This is a genomic window from Neotamlana sargassicola (genome assembly GCF_020523965.1).
In the GTDB taxonomy this organism is placed as follows: Bacteria; Bacteroidota; Bacteroidia; order Flavobacteriales; family Flavobacteriaceae; genus Neotamlana; species Neotamlana sargassicola.
Map to the genome: position 1 here is coordinate 856,330 of NZ_JAJAPX010000001.1, position 23,794 is coordinate 880,123.

Here is a 23,794-nt window from a genome sequence, read left to right on the forward strand (position 1 = left end):
AAAATGTAGAGAATTAAAAATACGATTATAATTCTATGAAAATGAAAGATATTGGAATGAAAATGAATACAACTGGAAGAATCTTTCTATTTATGATATCGTATTTTATTATTGTTGGAATATGCCAATATTTTGGAACTTTAATGGCCGGAACCGAATTTGGAAATTTCGATTATGTAGAAACATCTACTGAACAATTGATAATTAGTTTTTTTGACTTAATTGGCACTTTTTTTATTATTTGGCTTTTTATGAAATTTGTTGATAAAGAGTCGTTTATTGAACTTGGATTTCAGACTAAAAATAGATTAAAAGATTTTATTATTGGAATTATAATTGGCCTAATAATAATGACAATAGGCTATTTTCTACTAATTTACTTGAAAGAAATATTTTTTATAAAAGTTAATTTTAATTTGGAGGAATTAATTAAATCAATATTACTTTTTACGATTGTCGCTATTGTTGAGGAAACGCTTTGTCGTGGTTATATTTTAAAAAACCTAATGAGTTCATTTAATAAATATACAGCACTAATTCTTTCATCAATTCTATTTTCTATAATGCACGGGTTGAATCCGAATATTAGCCTATTCTCTTTATTTAATTTATTCTTAGCGGGAATTGTTCTTGGCTTGTCATATATCTACACTAAAAACTTATGGTTTCCTATTGCAATGCATTTAAGCTGGAATTTATTTCAAACACTTCTTGGATTTAATGTTAGTGGTCAAGACACTTATTCAATTATTGAATTTAAAACAAATGAAAGTAATTTAATAAATGGCGGAGCTTTTGGTTTTGAGGGTTCGTATTTATCAATAATAGCTGAAATTTTAACTATAATCGGAATTGGAACATATTACAATACAAAAAAAACTCTCAATACCGTATAAAACTAATTGCAGGTTTTAGCCTATTTAAAAAAGCTCTAGAGGACTTTCTATTACATCATAAAAACATAGAACTAATCATATACAACAATATTGAACATTCAGTGCTGGTAATTCTGAAGAACTATGAATGCTTTTTAAAACAATTAGGTTGTACAATACTTCTCGATATAAATTTGCTTCGTTGCTCTACGCAAATTCACTCGAAGCGACGGTTTGAGTTTTATGTAAAGAAGTCTTTTAATTAAAGTTAAACCGTCAGTTTGAGTAATTCTGAAGAACTATGAATGATTTTGAAAACAATTAGGTTGTATAATACTTTTCGATACAAATTTGATACGTTTCTCTTCGCAAATCCACTAGAAGAGACAATATGAGTTTTATGTAATAAGGTTTTATTTTAGTTATGACGTCAGTTCGAGTGATTCTGAGGCACGAAGAATTGTATCGAGAACAAATAACTTACTATAACATTATTTTTTAATCAAACAACGCTTTTAATTCGGTAGCATCTTGCGGTTTTATTTTCCCTGCAAGTAGTAAACTAAGTTGTTTACGACGTAAAGCCGCATCGTAGCGCTCTTTTTCAAGTTCGGTTTCTGGAATAACTTCAGGAATAGCAGTTGGTTTTCCTGTTTCATCAACGGCGACAAAGGTGTAAATAGCTTGATTTACCCTAGTTCTATCTCCCGATTCACGATCTTCTATCCAAACATCAATACACACTTCCATTGAGGTTTTAAAAGCGCGTGATACTTTAGCTTCAATGGTAACAACACTGCCTAACGGAACCGCTTTTGTAAAGGCCACGTGGTTTACAGAAGCTGTAACGGTAATTCTACGACTATGTCTACCGGCAGCAATACTTGCAGCACGATCCATACGGGCTAAAAGTTCGCCTCCAAACAGGTTATTTAATGCGTTGGTTTCGCCTGGTAAAACAACATCGGTTAATATAGTTTTTGATGCTTCGGGTGTTTTTGCCTCCATAGTAGATTTTTATGATGTGGCAAAGGTAAAATTATTCTTGGTTTTTAAGAAAGAAACTAGTTTAACTCCTTAACTAAAATCCAAGCATCGGTATTGTGGTTTTTTCTAATGCTTTTTACAGCAGCTAAAGCTTCTCTACCGGTTTTGTAAGTACCATAAACTACTTGGTGTAAGCCATATTCGTTTAGCCCAATTTTTCTGGCATCGTAACCTAGTGCTTTAAGTTCTTTAACTTTAGTATCACCATTGGCTTCAACTCTAAACGCTCCTGCAACAATGTGGAAGTTCCCCAATGTTTTTTCGGTTTTATTTACACTTAAAGTTATTGCTGGTAGCGGATTTAAATTAAAAGTAGCTTGTTGAATTTTTGTGTCTAATTGTTTTGTAGCTTCTTCTTGAGCCACTTGGTTGTGAGCTTCAACTTTAGTAGCATAGAAATTTGAAGCTGCATAAGCGCCAAGTGTTAAGGCAACTAAAGCAACAGAGGCGTACTTTAAAAAAGGTAGCGTTTTACGTTTGTTACTGGTAACAGCAATAGGCACTACTTTTTCTATAGCTTCTGCTTCTTCTTTGTAAATTTCTCTATCAATTTTAGGAGAAGTAAACTGCGATAAACCAAAAGCTTCAGTCAAATAGTTTAAATGATAGGTTGGCTCGAACTTTAACTTACCTTCCCCGTTAAGCGAAATAGCACCAATATTATTAAAGGTTATTGTTTCGCCTTGTGTTAAAAACGATTTTAAATTTTTAACACGATTTGCAATTTTTTGATTTGCCGTTTCAAAAGGTATTTTTTCTACATCGGCAATATAATGCGCTAACAAACCATCGTTATTTTGAATTTGCTCGTTAAACGACATAATTTTTTTTGGAGCAAAAAAGGTGTTCGACGCTTCATCGATTGTAGCCGACGCATTTTGGGTTAAAAATGAACCAAAATCTGGTACGGTAACGCACTCGTAACGGTACAATAAATCGCTTATGTAGGTTTCTAATTGCATAAATACAAAGTTAAAATTTTTTGGTTTCACATAAAAATTTGTGAAACTATTTTTTATGTACCGTGAAAATTATTTTATTTTGACTTAAATATCAACTATTTACTAAGTGACCGAACAAGATTTAATATACATTTTAGCCCTACAAAACGTACCGAATATTGGTGATATCATAGCGAAACGATTAATAAATCATTGTGGATCGGCAGAGGCGGTGTTAAAAGAAAAGTTATCAAATCTTTTAAAAATTGATGGAATTGGAAAAATTACAATTAAGCATTTACATGAGTCTTCGCATTTAGCTGAAGCAGAAAAGGAACTTCGTTTTATAAAAGAAAACAACATAAAAACACTTTATTTTGAAGCTAATAATTATCCGAAAAAACTAAAACATTGTATCGACGGACCTATTTTGTTGTTTCAATCTGGAAATATCGATTTAGAAAATCAACATATTATTAGTATTGTGGGTACTCGAAAAATAACCAATTCGGGAATTGCCTTTTGCGAAAATTTAATTGAAGCACTTGCTGTATACAACCCTATTATTGTTTCAGGTTTTGCTTATGGCACCGATATTACTGCTCACAAAGCTGCGATTAAAAACCAATTGCAAACTATAGGCTGTTTGGCCCATGGCCTAAACACGATTTACCCCAAAGTACATAAAAAATACATGGTTGATGTTGAAAAAAATGGAGGTTTTTTAACCGATTTTTGGAGTAGCGATAAATTTGATAGAAATAACTTTTTAAAACGAAACAGAGTAATTGCTGGTTTAAGCGAAGCAACAATAGTTATAGAATCGGCCGAAAAAGGTGGTAGTTTGGTTACTGCCGATATTGCTAATTCGTATAATCGAGATGTTTTTGCAGTACCTGGGCGAACAACCGATAGCCAAAGCGTTGGATGTAATAACTTAATAAAACATCAAAAAGCACATTTACTAAACACACCACTAGACGTGCCTTATCTATTAAATTGGCAACTCGAAGAAAAAACACCACCAACTATACAAAAGCAATTGTTTGTGGAACTAGATTCTGACGAAAAAATAATTTATAATTACTTAAAAGACAGTAATAAAGAACAACTTGATACAATTGCTATAAACTGCAACTTACCAGTTTTTAAGGTAAGTAGTTTGTTATTAAATATGGAATTAAAAGGCGTTGTGCGTCCCTTACCAGGAAAATTGTTTGAGGTTGTTTAAGCTTTGTAAAGTAAAACGACTTAATTTATTTTAAGCTTCCTTTTCGAAATAAAAAAATAAGCAATAATTATATATTCTATTATTGGAATTGATGTGGTTATTATATTGAGTTGATAGTAGCCATCAATATTATCATAATAAAAATCGTATGCGGAAGAGTAATTTTCATAAAGATAGCTAACGCCTAAATAGCTAAATAAAAACTGGAGAATTATAATCAGAAAAAAAGCAGCAACACAACTAATAAGTAACTTTTTTGAAGCCTTATTTTTAAAGTCATAAAAGTAATTAAACAAATAACTAAATAGAATAACAAACAAAATAAATGCAATCAATTCTGATAACCATAAAATTGTTTGGGCATCAGTTTTTGTTATTATTAAAAAATGTTGAAAAATAAATTTTAAAAAGCTGCAAAACTCGAAAAGAGAATAAATTAAAAAAAGACCAATACCTATCGTGTTTAAAAGATAGAAATTATCTTTTGAAGTTTTTATTTCTTTTTCAAATTCCTCTAACAATTTAAATGCTTTTAATATCCAACCTTTTCACGAACACGACCAATAACATCATTTGCAACTTTCGATGCTTTTTTTGCACCTACTTGTAGCGCCTTATCAAGTTCATCAAGGTTGTTCATATAGTAATGGTACTTTTCGCGTTGCGTTGCAAAGGTTTCTACAATAAGTTCAAAAAGTGCTTGTTTGGCGTGTCCGTAACCATAATTACCATTTTCGTAATTGGCTTTCATAGTGGCAATTTGTTCGTTGTTAGCTAACAAGCTATAAATTGCAAAACAATTACAGGTACTCCAGTCTTTAGGCTCTTCAAGAGGCGTACTATCGGTTTGAATTCCCATAATTTGTTTGCGTAACTTTTTATCATTTAAAAATATATTGATGGTGTTGTTACGACTTTTACTCATTTTTTCACCATCTGTTCCCGGAATTAATTTGGTGTTTTCTTGAATTTTACCTTCAGGAATTACAAAGGTATCATCGCCTAATTTAGCGTGAAAGCGTGAGGCCACATCGCGTGTCATTTCAATATGTTGTAATTGGTCTTTACCAACCGGAATAATTTCGGCGTCGTAGGCCAAAATATCTGCAGCCATAAGCATTGGGTAGTAAAAAAGCCCGGAGTTAACATCTTCCAACCTATCGGCTTTATCTTTAAAACTATGTGCAAGCGTTAAACGTTGATACGGAAAAAAGCAACTTAAATACCAAGATAGTTCGGTAACTTGTGGCACATCGCTTTGTCTGTAAAATACTGTTTTTTCAATATCTAAACCAAAAGCTAACCATGTGGCAGCAACCGAGTATGTGTTGCTTCGTAAGGTTTCGGCATCTTTAATTTGAGTTAAAGTATGTAGGTTTGCAATAAATAAATACGATTCGTTTTCTGGCTGTTCTGCCATTTTTATTGCAGGTAAAATAGCGCCTAAAATATTACCTAAATGTGGTGTTCCTGTGCTTTGTATTCCGGTTAAAACTCTTGCCATAATGCTTCCTGCGAAAGCAGAAATTTTTTAAAATTGTTAAACAAAAAGCAAAGGTATATTTTTTAATAGAATTGCTCAATACAATTCTGTATTTTTGAAATCCATGAGAGCATTTAAATACATTTTTTGGACCTTGTACCGTATTTGGTTTTACGTGCTTGTAGCGCTGCCTATTCTTATTTTGTTTCCATTTTTGCTCATTTCAATTTCAAAGGAATCTTGGTACCCGTATTTCTTTAAGCTTGCGCGATTTTGGGCGAAGTTTATACTCATAGGAATGGGTTTCACTTATAGCATTAAGCGTGAACAAACACCCAACAAAAGTAAAAGTTATATGTTTATTGCTAACCATACATCAATGACCGATATTATGCTTATGTTGGCTGCTGTAAAAAATCCGTTTGTATTTGTTGGTAAAGCAGAATTAGCAAAAATACCACTGTTCGGATTTTTTTATAAACGCACTTGTATTTTGGTTGATAGAAGTTCAGAAAAAAGCAGAAAAGCTGTGTTTTTAAGAGCCCAACGTCGTTTAAAATCGGGACTAAGTATTTGTATTTTTCCTGAAGGAGGCGTGCCCGAAGAAGATGTGTTTTTAGATAGTTTTAAAGATGGCGCTTTTAGGTTAGCTATAAACCATCAAATTCCAATAGTACCCATAACTTTTGCCGATAATAAAAAACGGTTTTCATTTACTTTTTTTAGTGGAAGCCCAGGGAAAATGCGGGCTTATATTCATAAATTTATAAAAACCGAAGGCTTAACCATACAGAGCACAAAAGCGCTTAATGAACAAGCACGCATGGTTATTTTAAATAAACTACAGATGTATAAAAAATAAAAAACTGCCCGGGGGAACGAACAGTTTTTTTAGATATGTGCTTTTTGGCACACATCCAGATCTAACCAAAAACCTAAAATTTAATAGCGAATCCAGTATACACGCCAATAAAAAATGGTGTGAAATTACCAGAAGTATTATTAAACGTATTAATTTGATATTTAAACATAGGTTCTAAATTCAAATCAATAGTATTTGTCATTTTATAATTTAAGCCAAGGCCTAAATTGGCACTGTAGCTAAAGCTGTTAATATTGTTGGCTTCTCCTAAAAGAATGCTGTTGCCATTTGTAGACTCCGAGTAAATTTCATTTTTATTTAAAAATAACGAGCTAAAACCGCCAATTACATTAATACCAAATTTTTTATTTAAAACGGCATATTGAATTTCTAAGGGCACTTCAATATATCCAAGCGATTGGTTTAGCGAAGTGTTTTCCGTTTCAAACGAATTAGGTATTACAGCAGCAGCTTTGGCGCTTTCAAAGCTTACATTGGTATTGCTGCCAGAAGCATCGTTGGTTATTAAAGCGTCACTACTATTAATAGATAAGTTTTGCAAAGCACTACGGTTACTAACTCCAGCCGATTGAAATACAAGCACATCGTTGGTGTTGTAGCCTAAATTTACACGGTTCACGCCAGAGCGAATCGTAATTTTATTATTAACAGCATAACTTGCCGAAATACCATAACTCATATTAATATTTCCTGTTTTAGAGTTGCTATTAAATTGCGGATCGATAGAAGAACCATTGCCCATAGTGTTAAAATAAACAGGCGCAGCATTTGGGGCAACGCTCCACCTGTTTTTGGGGTTTTCTTTTTCTTCTTCAATGGTTGTTTTATTGTTTTCAAGGGCTTCTTCAATGGTTAAAGAGGCCTTTGTATTGCTTTCGGTGTTATTGTTTTCGTTACTTGTTTTGGTTTTTGTAACAGTTATATTATTGTTATTGGTTTGGGTGATAAGTTTCTTAGCTTGGGTTTTATCAATTAAAACAGTTGGTTTTTCGCTGTTGTTTGGTGTTGCAACCACAGGTTCGCTGTCGTTATGGTTATTTAAAACCGACTTACTTTCGTTTTTAGCAATGTTTTTAAACGTGTTTTTGTTTTGGGTTAAACCCGGATTTTGGGCCAGATGCGAATTATTTTTAGTTTTATTAGCTGATTTTGTATTTGTATTAAACGGTTTTGTAATTACCGTTTCATCTGAAGCTTTTACAACAGTTGAAGCGGTTTTGGTGTTTAAAACAGCTTCCGTTTGTGTTTGGGCGTCGTTTGGTTTTGTTTGGCTTGTATTGGCTATGTTATTTTTGTTTGCTGCGTTTGTGTTTTCAACGTTATTTTCTTCAGCAATATTATTTGTATTGTTTTCTGGTGTGTTTTCAGAATTAACAACTTTTATGGTTTCTTGTGGTTTATCAGAATCAAAATAATTAAATCCTATGGTTAACAACAGTAATAAAGCGGCAGCTACACCAGCATAACGCCACCAAATTGGTATAACACGACGTTTTTTCTTTTTCTGGTTAAGTTCTGTTTCAATACGTTCCCAAACGGCATTATTAGGTGTGGCTTCAAAATCTTTAAAGCCTTCCTGAAATAATCTATCTATGTGTTTTTTATCACTCATTATAAGGTTTGCGACTGTGGTCGCGCTTTATGTGCTTCTATGGTTTGTATCAAAATGTGTCTTGCTCTTGCTAAGTTCGATTTTGATGTGCCAATATTAATATTTAGCAAACCAGCTATTTCTTTATGCGAATACCCATCTAATACGTAAAGGTTAAACACCAAACGATATCTGTCGGGTAATTCTTGAATTATTTTTAAAAGATATTCTATAGAAATGTTGCTGTCGTCAATTTCTATATACTCATCTTCAATATTATTTTCGTTAACTATATCAAAAACTTTTTCGTTTCGGTAACGCTGTAAGGCAGTGTTTACAGTAATACGTTTTAACCAACCTTCAAAAGAGCCTTTGTGTTTATATTGTTCTATTTTATTGAAAATTGTTAAAAAAGCATCTTGTAAATTATCTTCGGCTTCGGCATAATTACGCGAATACTTTAAGCAGGTGGCGAATAACTTACCCGAAAAGAGTTTGTATAGTTCGCTTTGTGCTTTGGTATCATTGGTTTTACAATTTTCTATGAGTTGTTTTAAACTCAACTTAAAACATGTATTAGTTTATAATTAGTTTATTCGGTTACTGGTACTTCTATGGTTAAATAGGTGTCTTCTTCTGCATCGTTTTCACCTTGCCAAAATTTAAAAATATACGATCCGTTACTTGTAACTAGAAAATTAAAGGTGGCTTCTACCAATTCGTTGTCTAGAGGTTCGCATTCGCTACCTTCAAAAACATAAGTAATTGGAGCTACGGTACGTTCGTTATTTTCTTTATTATAATAAAAATCTCTGAAACTGTGACAGCTGGTTGGCCTATAATAATAAATAGTTATGGGGTATGTTTCTCCCATAACGAATTCATTGGGGATATCTACGCTATCAACGGGTAATACCTCAAAATAGTAATTAGGGTCTTCGTCTAGACTACATGAGGCTAGGCTAAAAGTTAGTATACAAAGCGCAATAAACTTTTTCATTGCTTTAAATTTAGGGAAATTATACATGTTTGACCTTAAGATGCAATGTTTAATAAAAGGTTGCGTAGCAAAATAAAAAAATCCCGTTTTTAACGGGATTTTATGAGTTTTTTTAAGCTTTGCTATCTGCGACAGCTTGTCTTACTTTGGCTTCTAGTTCGTCCATAAGTTCTGGGTTGTCCTTTATTAAGGCTTTTACCGAGTCTCTACCTTGGCCAAGTTTTGTGTCGTCATAACTAAACCACGAACCGCTTTTCTTTACAATTTCGTAGTCTACGGCTAAGTCTAAAATTTCACCTACTTTGCTAACACCTTCGCCATACATAATGTCGAATTCGGCAGTTTTAAATGGCGGTGCTACTTTGTTTTTAACCACTTTTACGCGGGTTTTGTTACCCGAAACCTCGCCATTTGTGTCTTTTATTTGTGTGGACCTGCGAATATCTAACCTAACTGACGCGTAGAATTTTAATGCGTTACCACCTGTTGTGGTTTCTGGGTTACCAAACATAACTCCAATTTTTTCACGTAACTGGTTAATAAAAATTACAGTACAATTAGTTTTGCTAATTGATGCTGTAAGTTTTCGCAATGCCTGAGACATTAAACGGGCATGTAATCCCATTTTAGAGTCTCCCATTTCGCCTTCAATTTCACTTTTTGGTGTTAAAGCTGCAACAGAATCTACAACTACAATGTCTATAGCACCAGAGCGAATTAGGTTATCGGCAATTTCTAAAGCTTGTTCTCCGTTATCTGGTTGCGAAATAATTAGGTTGTCTATATCAACGTTTAATTTTTCGGCATAAAATCTATCAAAAGCATGTTCGGCATCAATAAAAGCAGCAATACCACCAGATTTTTGTGCTTCGGCAATTGCATGAAGTGTTAAGGTAGTTTTACCTGACGATTCCGGACCATAAATTTCTATAACACGTCCGCGTGGGTAACCGCCAACGCCTAAGGCTATATCTAAACCTAAAGATCCCGACGAAATAGCTTCTACATCTACAATGGCAGAGTCGCTCATTTTCATTACAGTACCTTTTCCGTAGGCTTTGTCTAGTTTATCTAAAGTAAGTTTTAGTGCTTTTAATTTTGCTTCTTTTTCGCTACTCATCGTTTCGTTTTTTTTCTAAAAAATTGTATGCTAAAATACTATAACTTTTGGCATCTTACAATATTAATGCATAAGCTTTTTTAACAATTTGCGTTGTTGTTAATAATTTATTATAAGCTTCAAATTAACTTTAATACGCAACCTTTTTATAATTTTTGCATCTACTAATTGTTAGTGGAAAAAATTGCTATGAAAAGACTATTTTATTTTTCACGAAAACTAAATTAACTAATGTCTTGAGATTTACAAATACTTGTTTTACTTCATGATAACTGTAAACCGCACAAGGCAGAAAAGCACTTTAATTTTAAGTTAAGGTGCTTTTTTTGTGACAATTAATTGCTGAAAACTTCGAAAATTGTAGCTTTGCACTTTAAAATATTTCTTTTTTAACCTTAAAAAATAGTATAGCATGCAACTGTACAACAAATTAAGCGCAAAGGAAAGAGCCGAGTTAATCGAAAAAGCAGGAAAAGATCGATTAACACTTTCTTTTTATCAGTACGCCAAAATTGAGAATCCTCAAGAATTTAGAAATCAACTTTTTTTAGTTTGGGACAAACTCGATGTTTTAGGTAGAATTTATGTAGCTACCGAAGGCATTAACGGGCAATTATCGTTACCAGCCGAAAATTTTGAAGCGTTTAAAACTCATTTAGATACCATAGATTTTTTAAAAGATATTAGATTGAATATTGCCGTAGAGCAAGACAACATGTCGTTTTTAAAACTAAAAGTTAAGGTGCGACAAAAAATTGTTGCCGATGGTTTAAACGACGATACATTCGATGTTACAAACAAAGGTATTCATGTCGCCGCCAATGAGTTTAACCAACTTATTGAAGACGAAAATACCGTTTTGGTCGATATGAGAAACCACTACGAAAGTGAAATTGGCCATTTTAAAAATGCAGTAACACCAGATGTTGATACTTTTAGAGAATCGTTGGATATTATTGAAGATGATTTAAAAGAACACAAGGAAGATAAAAACCTAGTTATGTATTGTACTGGCGGTATTCGTTGCGAAAAAGCTAGTGCTTATTTTAAACATAAAGGATTTAAAAACGTATATCAACTCGAAGGTGGTATTATAGAATACACCAGACAAGTAAAAGAAGAAAACTTAGAAAATAAGTTTTTAGGGCAAAACTTTGTGTTCGACGATAGGCGTGCAGAACGCATTAGCGACGATGTTATAGCCAATTGTCACCAATGCGGTGAACCTTTCGATGTACATACAAACTGTGCTAACGAAGCTTGCCATTTATTATTTATTCAGTGCCCAAAATGCAAAGAAGAAATGGAAAATTGTTGCTCTACAGCATGTATGGAAATAAACCGTTTACCTTACGAAGAACAAAAAGAACTACGCAAAGGTCAAGGCAATAGCAACGATATTTTTAAAAAAGGACGAGCAGACCATTTGCCATATAAAAAAGACCTACGCAATATTTTTGAGCATTTCAAAAAATAAATTTAATAAAAAAGCAACTTTTCTAGGTTGCTTTTTTTTATTAAGTTATATATCAAAAAAAAGGAATTTTTAATTTTAATATTGTTTAAGTTACAAAAAAGGTATATTTAATAAACTAAACAAATAATGTTATCTTTACGCATTAAAATTAATTACAAACCGTTATTCGTAATAATTTTTTATTATTAGCGAATTCAATATATACAAAATCAATTTATGGCTTGTACAAGCTGCTCAACAAAAGACGGCCAACCTAAAGGCTGCAAAAATAATGGTACTTGCGGTACCGATAGTTGTAACAAACTAACGGTTTTCGACTGGTTATCGAATATGTCGCTTCCCAATGGGGAAGAACCATTTAATTGGGTTGAGGTTCGTTATAAAAACGGAAGAAAAGAATATTATTTAAATTCCGAAAACCTAACACTTAGCATAGGCGATATTGTGGCAACACAAGCAAAAGCTGGTCACGATATAGGTATGGTTACCCTTACGGGGGAATTAGTGCGCGTACAAATGAAGCGTAAAAAAATACCAACCGATACTAAAGAAGCCTTAAAAATTTACCGAAAAGCAAGCCAAAAAGATATTGATATTTGGCAAAAAGCCAGAGATCGCGAAGAGCCCATGAAGGTTAAAGCGAGACAATTTGCAATAGATTTAAAGTTGCAAATGAAAATATCGGATATCGAATTTCAAGGCGACGCCAGTAAAGCCACATTTTATTATACCGCCGAAGAGCGCGTCGATTTTAGAGAGCTTATTAAAGTTTTTGCACGAGAGTTTCGTACTAGAATTGAAATGAAGCAAGTAGGTTTTCGCCAAGAAGCAGCCAGACTTGGAGGTATTGGTTCATGTGGGCGCGAGTTATGTTGTTCTACTTGGTTAACCGATTTTCGTTCGGTAAGCACATCGGCAGCGCGTTATCAACAATTATCTTTAAATCCGCAGAAGTTAGCAGGGCAATGTGGTAAGCTAAAATGCTGTTTAAATTATGAGTTAGATACGTATTTAGATGCTTTAAAAGATTTTCCTAAGGTCGAAACGAAAATTTATACCGAAAAAGGAACGGCTATTTGCCAAAAAACAGATATTTTTAAAGGGCATATGTGGTACGCTTACGAAGGCGAATGGATGAATTGGCACAAAATTACCACCGAGCAAGCCAACGAAATTATTGCCCTTAATAAGCAAAATAAAAAAATAGCTAGCCTCGAAGAATATGCTAGCGATTTGGTTGAAGATACTAAAACTAATTTCGAGAACGTTGTAGGTCAAGATAGTTTAACACGTTTCGATAGTCCAAAACGTACTAGAAAACGTAAAAACAATAGAAACAAACAAAACAACGGGAATAAAAATAACGCGAATAACAATAGTAGTAACAATCGTAACCGCAATAACAACCGTAATAATAACAAGAATAACAACAACAAGCGAAGAAAACCACAAAGACAAAAATCGAATAATGGCTCGAAGTAATGTTATTTTATTGTTGTTAATTGTTGCAATAAGCGCCGTGTCTTGCGATTCTAATCGGGTGTTCGATTCTTATAAATCGGTACCCAATAAATGGCATAAGGATTCTATTGTTAGTTTTAATATTACGCCGCCCGATTCTACGAATGCATATAATTTATTTGTGAATTTACGAAATACCAGTGCCTATAAATTCAATAATTTATTTTTAATTGTAGAAATGCAATTCCCACATGGAAAAACCATAAAGGATACTCTGGAGTACCGAATGGCAGACCCAACTGGTAAACTTTTAGGTGTTGGTTATACCGATGTAAAAGAAAATAAATTATGGTACAAAGAAGGTGTTTTATTTAACGAAGCGGGTAATTATACAGTAAACATACAACACGCCATGCGCGAAAATGGAAAAGTAAATGGTGTTGAAGAACTAACGGGTATAACCGATGTTGGTTTTAGAATAGAGCATTCAGCGAATAGTAATTAATTGAACTTGTTAAGGTAATTATTAAAATAAATTATGGCTAAAGCAAAAAAACAAGAAACTGAATCGCAAGGATTCTCAAAATACATTCGTTGGTTTTGGTGGTTATTTTTAGGCGGTATTTTTTCGGTTATTTTTATTTTTTTATTAGCGTCATGGGGCGCTTTTGGCGATATGCCAGACCATACGGTTTTAGAAAATCCTAAAACCAAATTGGCTACCGAAATTATTTCTTCCGATGGTAAAACCCTTGGTAAATTTTATTTTGACGATAACCGCACACCGGTAGGGTTCGATCAATTGCCTCAAAATTTAGTTGATGCTTTAGTAGCTACCGAAGATGCTCGTTTTTTCAAACATTCTGGTATCGATGCTCGTGGTACTTTACGAGCTATAGTAAAGTTAGGCGCTGGAGGTGGTGCAAGTACCATTTCTCAGCAGTTAGCCAAACAATTGTTTCATGGCGAAGGTTCAAAAAACATAGTAGAGCGTGTATTACAAAAAGCCAAAGAATGGATTATTGCCATACGTTTAGAGCGCCAATACACCAAAGAAGAAATTATAGCACAATATTTTAATATTTACGATTTTGGTAATAATGCCGATGGCATTCGCAGTGCATCCAGGATTTATTTTAATAAAGAACCAAATGAGCTCGATTTAAAGGAATCGGCGATGTTGGTTGGAATGTTTAAAAATTCATCATTATACAATCCGCGACGAAATCCTGTTGGTGTAAAAAATCGTCGAAATGTGGTTTTAGCACAAATGAATAAGTACGATTTTATTGCTGAAACACTTAAAGATTCTTTACAAAATACCGAACTAGATTTAGACTATACGCCAGAAACACACAGCCAAGGAATCGCCACTTATTTCAGAGAATATCTTCGTGATTTTATGAAGCAGTGGATAAAAGACAATCCGAAACCTGATGGTGAAAACTGGAGTTTCAACGACGGACTTAAAATTTACACCACCATCGATTCGCGTATGCAAAAACATGCCGAAGATGCCGTAGCACAACACATGCCAAGGCTACAAGCTGAGTTTTTTCATCAAAATACGCCAGACAGAAACCCAACCGCACCGTTTTTAGATTTAGAGGAAGATGAGATTACCGATCTAATGAATCGTTCAATGCGCCGATCGGAGCGTTGGAGACACATGAAATACGATTTAAAAAAATCGAATAAAGAGATAGAAGATTCATTTTACAAACCAACGCAAATGGAAGTTTTTGCTTGGGACAATGGTAAACCAACCGAGATTGATACCATTATGAAGCCTATTGATTCTATGCGTTATTACAAATCGTTTTTACGTACAGGTATGATGTCTATGGATCCGCATACGGGTCATGTAAAAGCTTGGGTTGGTGGTGTAAATTACAGACATTTTCAGTACGACATGGTAAAGCAAGGGAAACGCCAAATAGGTTCAACCTTTAAGCCTTTGGTGTATACAGCAGCTATCGATCAGTTACACTATTCACCATGCGATGAGTTTCCAGATGTGCCATATTGTATAGAAGCTAATAAATATGGAAATCCAGAAGAATGGTGTCCAAAAAACTCGACGCCAGACTATGGTGGAACCCGATCATTAAAAAACGCCTTAGCAAATTCGGTAAATACAATTACCGCGCAGTTAATAGACAAAGTTGGTCCGCAAACCGTAGCCGATTTAGCTCAAAGACTTGGTATAGAATCCGATATTCCTGCAGTGCCATCAATTGCTTTAGGTACACCAGATATTAGTGTTTACGAAATGGTTGGTGCCTATTCTACGTTTGCAAACCAAGGTGTTTACACCAAACCAGTTATGGTAACCACAATTGAAGATAAAAACGGGACTATTTTATACCAATTTAAACCAGAAACACGCGATGTTTTAAGTGAAGAAACAGCGTATGTTACAGTTAAATTAATGCAAGGTGTTACCGAAGGTGGTTCGGGTACACGTTTACGAACCGTAGGTTACGATAAGTGGCGTGCAGAATACAGAGAAGTTATTACAGGATATCCGTACCAATTTACAAACCCAATAGCTGGTAAAACAGGTACTACGCAAAACCAAAGTGATGGTTGGTTTATGGGTATGGTTCCAAATTTAGTAACGGGTGTTTGGGTTGGTGCCGATGATAGAGCTGCGCATTTTAAAAGTATTACCTACGGGCAAGGCGCTACAATGGCTTTACCTATTTGGGGTGTTTATATGAAAAATTGTTACGCCGATACCGATTTAAATATCTCAAAAGAAGATTTTATTGCTCCAAAAGAGTTAACAATTAACATTGATTGCTCCGTTAAAGATGATAACGATAATGCTTCAGATGATACTCCAAATACCGATGAAACTTTAGATGATTTGGATTTTTAACTAATACTTTTAGCAAAATCAATAAAAAACGCCACCGATTCGGGGTTTTTCATAGCGTCAATATTTATGCTTTTTTCTAAAGGCATTTTAAGTAAAATCTTTTTTACCGGTGCTTCCATTTTTTTTCCGCTAATGGTATACGGTATATCAGGAACTTCAATAATCGCATCGGGCACGTGGCGAGGTGAATATTCGGTTTTAAGTTCGTGATTTATTTGCGCTTTTAAATCGTTATTTAAAACTTGGTTGGGTTTCATTTTTACAAAAAGTGGCATGTAATGGTTACCACCTTCAAGTTCTAAATTAACAATTAAAGCATCTTCAATTTCGGTTATGTTGTTAATGGCTCTATAAATTTCGGCAGTACCAATTCTAATACCGTGTCGGTTTAAAGTAGCATCAGAGCGTCCGTAAATTACCAATCCGTGTGTTTCAGAATTAATTTTTATAAAATCGCCGTGGCGCCATTTGCCTGGGTAATCTTCAAAATAACTGGATTTATAACGTTTGTTTTCGGCATCATTCCAAAAATAAATAGGCATTGAGGGCATAGGTTTATCAATTACCATTTCGCCTAATTCATCTTCAACTGTTTCGGCTACATCATTATAAGCAAAAAGCGATACGCCTAAAGCTCTACATTGAATTTCACCGGAATACACAGGGTAGTCTAAACAGCCTCCAACAAAAGCAGTACAAACATCGGTGCCACCAGCCATAGAGCATAACCAAACATCATCTATAATGTGTTTGTAAACATACTCGAAAGCATCTGGAGGCAGTGGTGCGCCCGTAGAACTAATAGATCGAATGGACGCCAAATTATGAGTTGTTTTTGGCGATATATTACGCTTCATACTCGCTACTAAAAACGGTGCGCTAGTGCCAAAATGTGTGATTTTTATCTTTTCGGAAAAATCCCAAAGCGCATTAAAGTTTGGAAAAGTAGGAGAACCATCGAACAATACCATGGTGGCTCCCATGAGTAATGAAGCTTGCAAGAAATTCCACATCATCCAACCGGTTGTAGAAAACCAAAAGTAGTTTTCCTTAGGTTTCACATCGTTGTGAAAAGCCATGTATTTTAAATGTTCTAATAAAATACCACCAGTGCTATGCACAATTGGTTTTGGTAAGCCTGTTGTACCAGAGGAGTACAGAATCCAAATAGGATCGTTAAATTCAACTGGCGTGAATTCTAAAGTTTCGGTAGTGTTGTTCCAAAGGGTTTCAATACTTGTATAATGTTCTGGAAATGTGTTAGCTTCCTTTATGTAATTATGAATAATAACGTTCTCAAGCGATGGTAATGCTTTAACAATACCATTTACAACATCGGTTTTATCGAATGGTTTTCCGTTGTAATAATAGCCGTTTACAGCAATTATTACTTTCGGATTTATTTGCAAAAAGCGGTCTATTACACTATCAACGCCAAAATCGGGTGAAGTGCTCGACCAAATTGCGCCTAAACTATTTGCTGCCAAAAAACAAATGGTGGCTTCGGGTATGTTGGGTAAAAACGCCACCACACGATCGCCTTTTTGTATACCAATACTTTTAAAATATTGTGCCATAGCGGCAACTTTAAGCTTTAATGCTTTCCAAGTTATATTTTTAATGGTCCCGGATTCGTGACCAAAAATAATGGCTGTTTTATTGGCTTGGTAATTTTTAAAAATATGTTCGGCATAGTTTAGTTTAGCGCCTTCAAACCATTTTACACCAGGCATGTTGTAATTTGATAGTACGTTTTTGTATGGTGAATGGAAGCTAACATCGAAATATTGGGTAATGCTTTTCCAAAAATCTTCTATATGTGTAATGGACCAAGTCCATAAGTCTTCATATGAATTAAACTGCAGATTGTAATGCGTTGATAACCAGTTTTTATATTGATTTAAATGGCTTTGTTGCGTAACGCTTCTTGGTGGTGTATAAAGTGGTGCAACTGGCATAGTTTGTATGTTTTTAGTTTAGCTGATTTCGGTGAAAAACACTTTAAATGTTAAAAAAAAATGTATTTCAACGAAAAAATATGTTTTTTAGCGATAGTTTTTAAAAACTCTGTTATATTCGTAACACCCAAAATAACCAAAATATTAATAATAGATTTACCCAAATCTACTAAAAAATTAACCAAACATGTAGACCCAAATCTACCTGAACTTAACCAAAAACTTTAACCTATGAACTTTGCCTCAAATCTACCTGAACAACCTACTTTAATTGAAAGCAAATTCAAGGAAACTGTTAGAAAAAATATACAGTTTTTGAAAAGTTTGCTTTATCTAACCAAAAAGATTTTCATGCTATAACCCTTTGGGTATAGCATGAATTAGCTTTTGGGTGTATGCCTTTTTAGGATTGCTATAAATAGCATCGGCATCATCTAATTCTTCAATTTCACCTTTATTCATTACCAATAATTGGTCGCTCATATATTTTACAACCGCTAAATCGTGCGAAATAAATATATATGTAAAACCAAAGGTTTCTTTTAATTCGTTTAACAAGTTTAAAACTTGAGCTTGTACCGAAATATCGAGTGCAGAAACCGACTCGTCGCAAACTATTAATTTAGGTTGTAATGCAATGGTACGTGCAATACCAATACGCTGACGTTGGCCTCCTGAAAATTCGTGCGGATATCGGTTAAAATAAGTTTCATTTAAACCCACTCGGTTTAAAATATCGATAGTTTTCTCTTTACGCTCGTTATCTGTTTTATAAAGTTTATGCACTTTCATGGGTTCCATAATAGCCTCGCCAACGGGCATGCGCGGATTTAAAGAAGAATATGGATCTTGAAATATAATTTGAATCTCTTTTCTTAAGCGTTTTAAATCGCTATTTTTTAGTTTGGTAATATCGTTGCCTTTATATAAAATACTTCCTGCTGTAGCCTTGTCTAGTTGTAAAATGGCATTACCTAAGGTGCTTTTACCACAACCTGATTCGCCAACTAAACCTAAGGTTTCGCCTTCGTAAAGTTTAAAACTTACATTGTTAACGGCCTTAAAACTATCTGGTTTTGTAAACCAACCACCTTTATTTAAATATTCTTTTTCAACATTTATGACTTCTAAAAGAGGTGGTTTGCTATATATTTTCTTATGGTTTTTGGCACGTTGTTCGGTTGTAATGATTTCGGTTTTTGGTGTGCCATCTAAAAAATCTTGAATGGTTGGTAAAACTTTTAATCGGGTATCTAGCGATGGTCTGGAATTTATTAAAGCTTTGGTGTAAAGGTGTTGCGGTTCTCTAAAAATAGTTTTTGCATCGCCTTGCTCTACAATATCTCCTTTGTACATTACTAAAATACGGTTGGAAATTTCGGAGATTAGCGATAAATCGTGAGTAATAAAAATAATACTCATTTTAGTATCGCTTTGTAACGATTTTAAAAGCTTAACTATGTCTTTTTGTACGGTTACATCGAGCGCTGTTGTTGGCTCGTCTGCAATTAAAATATCGGGTTTACAGGCAATGGCCATTGCAATCATAACGCGTTGCTTTTGTCCGCCAGAAATTTCATGAGGGTAGGCTTTAAATACACGTTCTGGATTGGGTAATTTTACTTTTTCAAAAAGTGAAATAACTTCTGGTTTAGCTTCTTTTTTTTCGTAAAAGGTATGTTGTGTTAGTATTTCTAAAACTTGTTCGCCACAGGTTAAGGATGGATTTAATGAACTCATGGGTTCCTGAAAAATCATGGCAATTTTATTACCGCGAATGTCTTGAAATGCTTTTGATGGTAACGTGGTTAGCTCTTTTTTATTATAAGAAATGGAGCCTGATGTTATTTTTGAAATTTTTTTAGGAAGCAACCCTAAAATTGCTAACGAAGACACCGATTTTCCAGAACCCGACTCTCCAACGATTCCTAAAATTTCGTTTTCGAAAACTTGATAAGAAATACCATGAATAACTTCGTTATTACCAAAAGAAATTTTAAGGTTATTTATTGATAAAATAGGTTCTTTGTTCATTTGTAGTATTCAATTTTATACATGCAAAATTTCGTCTTCATTTAAAATGTCGTCACCACGCAGGCGTAGCAAAATTTGTGCTACGGCAATAGTATCTTTTTCGCAATAAATTATAATTCGGTCTATGTCGTTTTCTTCGTAGAATACACGAGCAACTTCGCTACCGTCAATATCGTCTTTTGGCGACGGAATTCCTAACACATTAGTTAGTAATTTTAACGAGGTATAGGTTTTATAATCGCCAAATTTCCAGAGTTCTAGGGTGTCTAAATGTGGTACTTCCCACGGTTTTTTACCAAAAAGATTGAGTTTGTATGGTAATTCGATGTTGTTTATTATCATGCGACGTGCAATGTATGGAAAGTCGAATTCCTTACCGTTATGTGCACAAAGTAAATGATGACCTTGACTAAAATGTGATATTAAAAGATTTTTAAAATCTCGTAATAGTTGGGCTTCTTCACCAAAAAAGGAGGTAACTCTAAACTTTCGTAAATCGCCTTGAAAGTTAAAATAACCTACCGAGATACACACTATTTTACCAAATTCGGCCCAAATACCGGCGCGTTCGTAAAATTCTTCGGGCGTAAAATCGTCTTTTCGTTGGTATTTCGATTTGTGTTCCCAAAGGGTTTGTTTGGTTTCATCTAAATCTGAAAAATGCGCAGTTTCTGGTACTGTTTCGATGTCTAAAAATAGTATGTTTTCTAGATTTAACTTTTGTATCATGCCAGTCTTCCGCGAAAGCGCTATTTTAATTATTCATCATTTTATATGCTTCTTCAACATAAACAGTAATATCGTTAGTAAACTTACCTACACCTTGATCGGGCGATTTTCTATGGCCTAGGCGCACAATGATGAGGTTATCGTTAGGCTCTACCAAAACGTATTGCCCCAAGTGGCCACGCATCATAAAAAAGTGTTTGTCGCCAATGTCTTTTATCCACCAGCCATAACCGTACTCTGGACTTCCTTTAAAACGAGGTGTAATGCTTTTTTTTACAAATGAAGAGTCTAGTAGTTGTTTGCCGTTCCATTTTCCGTGGTCTTTATAAAGCTTGCCAAAACGGGCAAAATCTCGTGCACTGCTAGAGATACAACAAAAGGTTTTTGCTAATCGGTTTTCGGCATCGTCGAGTTGCCAAAGGGCGTCGTTTGCAGCGCCCATGGGTTGCCAAAAACTTTCTGAAAGGTAGTTAGACAGGGTTTTACCGGTTGCTTTTTTAATAACCATTCCTAAAAGGGCGGTGCTTCCGCTTAAATATTCGAATGCTTCGCCGGGTGTTTTTACTACTTTTTGGTTTAAAATGGTTTCGGCTAAATCGTCGTCGTAATTGGCTCTTGCGGTTACCGAAAACGGACTTGTGTAATGCTCGACCCAATCTAACCCCGATGCCATGGACGATAAATCGCCTACTGTTGTTTTCGCATAGCTATATTGCGGGTAAAAATCGCTTAAAGGTTGGTCTAAGCTTTTTATGTAGCCGTCCATAATGGCTTTTCCTAATAGGGCAGAAGTAATGCTTTTTGCCATTGAGAACGAGTTGGTTTTAGAGTTTTTATTATATCCGTCGTAATATTTTTCGAACCAAATACTATCGTTTTTTATAATTAAATAGGCAATAGTGCCCCAATCTTGGTTTACTTGGCTTAGTTTTTCTGTAGGAGAAACGCTGTTGTAGTTTTTGTGTATTGCCCAAGCATCAACATGGTTTCCTTTTTTTATAGTATCGTTTTCAAAGTAAGGGTAATCGTCTATAAAAGCCGTTTTATGTCCTGTAAAATAAACCGTTTTAGCACCTTTAATTATATAGTCGTAGTCAAATACATAAAGCGATAAAACAAGAATTAAAATGAGTAGCATAAGCCACTTAAAAAGGTTTTTAATAAATTTCATGTATTTAGAGTTTAGCTGTATTAAATATAGGGATTATTTTGAGTACGATGAATATGTATTGTTAAAATGGCTGAATAAATAGTTATTAAAATAAGGTTTGTTGTTTAAATGGGCTTTCATGGTTTAAAAGCCATTGTTTTCGGTGTAAGCCACCAGCGTACCCTGTTAAACTACCATCGCTTCCTATTACGCGGTGGCAAGGAATAACTATCCATAATGGGTTTTTTCCGTTGGCGTTGGCAACGGCTCGAATAGCTTTTATATCGCCTAATTGTTTAGATAGTTCTAGGTACGATAACGTTTTGCCGTAGGGAATTTGTTCTAAGAGTTTCCAAATTCGCTTTTGAAAATCGGTGCCTTCTGGATTTAGTTTTAAGCTGAATTGTTTGCGAGTTCCTTGAAAATATTCGTTTAATTGAATAACACAATCTTGTAAAACTTCTGGAATAATATCGTTTGGTTTTTCTTGAGAATTAAGCACAACAATAGATGAAATTCCAGTTACATCACCATTTATTTTGGTGAAACCAAGAGGCGATTTTATTATACAAGTTTCCACTATTTTGTTGGAGTTTCATCTCCTAAAATACCTAGTTTTTTGGCTCTCGCTTCCCAACTTTTTCTGGCTTGTAGTTGGAGGTCTAAAACATTGTCGCTTTCGTCCATAATTTCTAAACCAAGTAGTGTTTCAATAACATCTTCCATGGTTACTAAACCGCTTACGCTTCCGTATTCGTCTACAACTAAAGCCATATGGTTTCGGCTTTCAACAAGTTGCTCGAAAAGCGTTGGAATGGGTAAATTACGGTCTATTATTATAATATTTCGTTGTAATTCTGATAATAATTTTGAGCCATTACCAAGTGCCATTTCTTTAAAAATTTCATCTTTTAAAACCAGTCCTTTAATATTGTCTGGGTTATCTGAATAGATGGGGATTCTAGAAAAGCGAATATTTAGGTTTGTATTAAAAAAATCTTTAACAGTTGTGTTTTGGTTTTCGGCTTTCATTACGGTTCGCGGAGTCATAATGTCTTTAGCAAACACTTCTTTAAATGTGAGTAAATTTTTAATTATTTTACTTTCATTTTCCTGAAAAACACCTTCTTTATGCGCCATATCGGTCATAACCATAAAGCTTTCACGATTTAATACGCTACCATGACCTTTACCGCCAATGAGTTTTGTGGTTAATTGAAGTAACCATAAAATACCTGTCCATTTTAAAGGAAATATTAAAATATGAAGCGCTTTTGTGGTAAAATTGGCTAAACCTTTCCAGTAGGTGGCGCCAATGGTTTTAGGAATAATTTCTGAAGCAACAAGGATTAAAATAGTCATAATCGACGAAACAATACCTACCATTAAATCTTCGGTAACAGTAATGCCAAGAAAAGATGAGGATTTCGAGCCGTAAATTTCGGCATATGCCACTTTAGCTTGCACACCAACTAAAATAGCGCCAACCGTATGTGCAATTGTGTTAAGGGTTAAAATTGCAATTAACGGGCGGTCTACATCTTGTTTTAATTGTTCTAAACTTGTTGCAAAAGCTTTGCCTTCCTGTTTTTTAACATTAATAAAGGTTGGGGTAACACTTAATAAAACGGCTTCTAAAATAGAGCATAAAAACGAAAAGAAAATGGAAATAACGCCGTAAAAAATAAGTAAGGCCATAGGTTGAATATAATTTAATATAGCACTAAGTTACAAAAAGCAATTTACAATTAAAGGCTTTTTTAGCATTGCTTAATTCATTAAGACGATAAGGCACAAGTTATTTTTTTTGTTGTTTGGTATTTTAATGAAAATCAATTAGTTATCCTGTTGTAGGTATTGTGTTTCCTCCTTAAAAATGTCAATTTAGTATTGTGAAATTCATTTGTTTTTTATTTAGCATATGGGTGTT

21 protein-coding genes are annotated in these 23,794 nt (G+C 34.3%); 7 read left to right on the forward strand and 14 right to left on the reverse strand.

Annotation, left to right across the window (positions count from 1 at the left end; all coding sequences use genetic code 11):
* The first annotated feature begins 41 nt into the window (after nucleotides 1-41).
* Nucleotides 42-896, forward strand: coding sequence for a CPBP family intramembrane glutamic endopeptidase (locus tag LG651_RS03725; protein ID WP_226694803.1), 855 nt, complete (start codon nucleotides 42-44; stop codon nucleotides 894-896).
* A gap of 477 nt (nucleotides 897-1,373) precedes the next feature.
* Here LG651_RS03725 and LG651_RS03730 read toward each other — a convergent pair whose 3' ends face one another.
* Nucleotides 1,374-1,883, reverse strand: coding sequence for an acyl-CoA thioesterase (locus LG651_RS03730; RefSeq protein WP_226694804.1), 510 nt, complete (start codon nucleotides 1,881-1,883; stop codon nucleotides 1,374-1,376).
* Nucleotides 1,884-1,939: 56 nt separating this feature from the next.
* Nucleotides 1,940-2,884: an HU domain-containing protein gene (locus LG651_RS03735; RefSeq protein ID WP_226694805.1), complete on the reverse strand. Its 945-nt coding sequence runs from the start codon at nucleotides 2,882-2,884 to the stop codon at nucleotides 1,940-1,942.
* 106 nt (nucleotides 2,885-2,990) lie between these two features.
* Between LG651_RS03735 and dprA the strand changes: the two genes are divergently transcribed.
* Nucleotides 2,991-4,094 (forward strand): DNA-processing protein DprA, encoded by a 1,104-nt coding sequence (gene dprA, locus LG651_RS03740; protein ID WP_226694806.1) that lies wholly within the window; start codon nucleotides 2,991-2,993, stop codon nucleotides 4,092-4,094.
* Between the two features lie 20 nt (nucleotides 4,095-4,114).
* On the opposite strand, the gene LG651_RS03745 is transcribed toward dprA, so the two are convergent.
* Both LG651_RS03745 and trpS read right to left on the reverse strand, forming a co-directional pair.
* Nucleotides 4,115-4,615 carry a hypothetical protein gene (locus LG651_RS03745; RefSeq protein WP_226694807.1) on the reverse strand — a complete coding sequence of 167 codons (501 nt, stop codon included), beginning with the start codon at nucleotides 4,613-4,615 and terminating at the stop codon, nucleotides 4,115-4,117.
* Nucleotides 4,616-4,626: 11 nt separating this feature from the next.
* A complete protein-coding gene (trpS, locus tag LG651_RS03750) occupies nucleotides 4,627-5,598 on the reverse strand; it encodes a tryptophan--tRNA ligase (RefSeq protein ID WP_226694808.1) in 972 nt (323 codons plus the stop codon).
* Between the two features lie 103 nt (nucleotides 5,599-5,701).
* On the opposite strand from trpS, the gene LG651_RS03755 reads away from it, so the two are divergent.
* Complete coding sequence (locus LG651_RS03755) at nucleotides 5,702-6,439, forward strand: lysophospholipid acyltransferase family protein (RefSeq protein ID WP_226694809.1); 738 nt, start codon at nucleotides 5,702-5,704, stop codon at nucleotides 6,437-6,439.
* Nucleotides 6,440-6,512: 73 nt separating this feature from the next.
* Here the strand turns inward: LG651_RS03755 and LG651_RS03760 are convergent, their stop codons facing one another.
* The 4 genes from LG651_RS03760 to recA all read right to left on the reverse strand — a co-directional run bounded on the left by LG651_RS03760 (nucleotide 6,513) and on the right by recA (nucleotide 10,171).
* Complete coding sequence (locus LG651_RS03760) at nucleotides 6,513-8,072, reverse strand: hypothetical protein (protein ID WP_226694810.1); 1,560 nt, start codon at nucleotides 8,070-8,072, stop codon at nucleotides 6,513-6,515.
* Nucleotides 8,072-8,614 carry an RNA polymerase sigma factor gene (locus tag LG651_RS03765; protein WP_226694811.1) on the reverse strand — a complete coding sequence of 181 codons (543 nt, stop codon included), beginning with the start codon at nucleotides 8,612-8,614 and terminating at the stop codon, nucleotides 8,072-8,074. Before LG651_RS03765 ends, LG651_RS03760 begins: the two co-directional genes overlap by 1 nt.
* Before the next feature lie 29 nt (nucleotides 8,615-8,643).
* Nucleotides 8,644-9,051: a hypothetical protein gene (locus LG651_RS03770; protein ID WP_226694812.1), complete on the reverse strand. Its 408-nt coding sequence runs from the start codon at nucleotides 9,049-9,051 to the stop codon at nucleotides 8,644-8,646.
* A gap of 112 nt (nucleotides 9,052-9,163) precedes the next feature.
* Nucleotides 9,164-10,171: a recombinase RecA gene (gene recA / locus LG651_RS03775; RefSeq protein WP_226694813.1), complete on the reverse strand. Its 1,008-nt coding sequence runs from the start codon at nucleotides 10,169-10,171 to the stop codon at nucleotides 9,164-9,166.
* Nucleotides 10,172-10,583: 412 nt separating this feature from the next.
* Here recA and trhO point away from each other — a divergent pair, with 412 nt between their 5' ends.
* The 4 genes from trhO (at nucleotide 10,584) to LG651_RS03795 (ending at nucleotide 15,993) form a co-directional block, all read left to right on the forward strand.
* Nucleotides 10,584-11,648, forward strand: coding sequence for an oxygen-dependent tRNA uridine(34) hydroxylase TrhO (gene trhO, locus LG651_RS03780; RefSeq protein WP_226694814.1), 1,065 nt, complete (start codon nucleotides 10,584-10,586; stop codon nucleotides 11,646-11,648).
* Nucleotides 11,649-11,864: 216 nt separating this feature from the next.
* On the forward strand, nucleotides 11,865-13,130 hold the full coding sequence (locus LG651_RS03785) for a PSP1 domain-containing protein (RefSeq protein ID WP_226694815.1): 1,266 nt from the start codon (nucleotides 11,865-11,867) through the stop codon (nucleotides 13,128-13,130).
* Nucleotides 13,117-13,614: a gliding motility lipoprotein GldH gene (locus LG651_RS03790; RefSeq protein WP_226694816.1), complete on the forward strand. Its 498-nt coding sequence runs from the start codon at nucleotides 13,117-13,119 to the stop codon at nucleotides 13,612-13,614. Before LG651_RS03785 ends, LG651_RS03790 begins: the two co-directional genes overlap by 14 nt.
* Before the next feature lie 33 nt (nucleotides 13,615-13,647).
* Nucleotides 13,648-15,993, forward strand: coding sequence for a penicillin-binding protein 1A (locus LG651_RS03795; protein WP_226694817.1), 2,346 nt, complete (start codon nucleotides 13,648-13,650; stop codon nucleotides 15,991-15,993).
* Here LG651_RS03795 and LG651_RS03800 read toward each other — a convergent pair.
* From LG651_RS03800 to LG651_RS03825, 6 genes are all read right to left on the reverse strand, one after another.
* Nucleotides 15,990-17,951, reverse strand: coding sequence for an acetoacetate--CoA ligase (locus tag LG651_RS03800; RefSeq protein WP_226694818.1), 1,962 nt, complete (start codon nucleotides 17,949-17,951; stop codon nucleotides 15,990-15,992). The two genes, LG651_RS03795 and LG651_RS03800, sit on opposite strands and share 4 nt — an antisense overlap.
* Nucleotides 17,952-18,305: 354 nt before the next feature.
* Complete coding sequence (locus LG651_RS03805) at nucleotides 18,306-19,985, reverse strand: ABC transporter ATP-binding protein (protein WP_226694819.1); 1,680 nt, start codon at nucleotides 19,983-19,985, stop codon at nucleotides 18,306-18,308.
* A gap of 15 nt (nucleotides 19,986-20,000) precedes the next feature.
* On the reverse strand, nucleotides 20,001-20,714 hold the full coding sequence (locus LG651_RS03810) for a 3'-5' exonuclease (protein ID WP_226694820.1): 714 nt from the start codon (nucleotides 20,712-20,714) through the stop codon (nucleotides 20,001-20,003).
* A 25-nt stretch (nucleotides 20,715-20,739) separates the two neighbouring features.
* Entirely contained in the window at nucleotides 20,740-21,885 is a 1,146-nt protein-coding gene (locus tag LG651_RS03815; RefSeq protein ID WP_226694821.1) for a serine hydrolase domain-containing protein, read from the reverse strand.
* An 85-nt stretch (nucleotides 21,886-21,970) separates the two neighbouring features.
* Nucleotides 21,971-22,444 carry a methylated-DNA--[protein]-cysteine S-methyltransferase gene (locus LG651_RS03820; protein ID WP_226694822.1) on the reverse strand — a complete coding sequence of 158 codons (474 nt, stop codon included), beginning with the start codon at nucleotides 22,442-22,444 and terminating at the stop codon, nucleotides 21,971-21,973.
* Nucleotides 22,444-23,562 carry a CNNM domain-containing protein gene (locus LG651_RS03825; protein WP_226694823.1) on the reverse strand — a complete coding sequence of 373 codons (1,119 nt, stop codon included), beginning with the start codon at nucleotides 23,560-23,562 and terminating at the stop codon, nucleotides 22,444-22,446. The genes LG651_RS03820 and LG651_RS03825 overlap by 1 nt, the downstream gene beginning before the upstream one ends.
* Nucleotides 23,563-23,794 lie beyond the last annotated feature (232 nt).

Coding starts and splice junctions, on each gene's coding strand:
- LG651_RS03755 (WP_226694809.1), top strand. CDS start 5,702: ATGAGAGCATTTAAATACATTTTTTGGACCTTGTACCGTATTTGGTTT.
- LG651_RS03770 (WP_226694812.1), bottom strand. CDS start 9,051: ATGAAAAAGTTTATTGCGCTTTGTATACTAACTTTTAGCCTAGCCTCA.
- LG651_RS03760 (WP_226694810.1), bottom strand. CDS start 8,072: ATGAGTGATAAAAAACACATAGATAGATTATTTCAGGAAGGCTTTAAA.
- LG651_RS03735 (WP_226694805.1), bottom strand. CDS start 2,884: ATGCAATTAGAAACCTACATAAGCGATTTATTGTACCGTTACGAGTGC.
- LG651_RS03730 (WP_226694804.1), bottom strand. CDS start 1,883: ATGGAGGCAAAAACACCCGAAGCATCAAAAACTATATTAACCGATGTT.
- LG651_RS03795 (WP_226694817.1), top strand. CDS start 13,648: ATGGCTAAAGCAAAAAAACAAGAAACTGAATCGCAAGGATTCTCAAAA.
- LG651_RS03805 (WP_226694819.1), bottom strand. CDS start 19,985: ATGAACAAAGAACCTATTTTATCAATAAATAACCTTAAAATTTCTTTT.
- LG651_RS03725 (WP_226694803.1), top strand. CDS start 42: ATGAAAGATATTGGAATGAAAATGAATACAACTGGAAGAATCTTTCTA.
- LG651_RS03800 (WP_226694818.1), bottom strand. CDS start 17,951: ATGCCAGTTGCACCACTTTATACACCACCAAGAAGCGTTACGCAACAA.
- trhO (WP_226694814.1), top strand. CDS start 10,584: ATGCAACTGTACAACAAATTAAGCGCAAAGGAAAGAGCCGAGTTAATC.
- LG651_RS03825 (WP_226694823.1), bottom strand. CDS start 23,562: ATGGCCTTACTTATTTTTTACGGCGTTATTTCCATTTTCTTTTCGTTT.
- LG651_RS03790 (WP_226694816.1), top strand. CDS start 13,117: ATGGCTCGAAGTAATGTTATTTTATTGTTGTTAATTGTTGCAATAAGC.
- trpS (WP_226694808.1), bottom strand. CDS start 5,598: ATGGCAAGAGTTTTAACCGGAATACAAAGCACAGGAACACCACATTTA.
- LG651_RS03785 (WP_226694815.1), top strand. CDS start 11,865: ATGGCTTGTACAAGCTGCTCAACAAAAGACGGCCAACCTAAAGGCTGC.
- recA (WP_226694813.1), bottom strand. CDS start 10,171: ATGAGTAGCGAAAAAGAAGCAAAATTAAAAGCACTAAAACTTACTTTA.
- LG651_RS03810 (WP_226694820.1), bottom strand. CDS start 20,714: ATGATACAAAAGTTAAATCTAGAAAACATACTATTTTTAGACATCGAA.
- LG651_RS03815 (WP_226694821.1), bottom strand. CDS start 21,885: ATGAAATTTATTAAAAACCTTTTTAAGTGGCTTATGCTACTCATTTTA.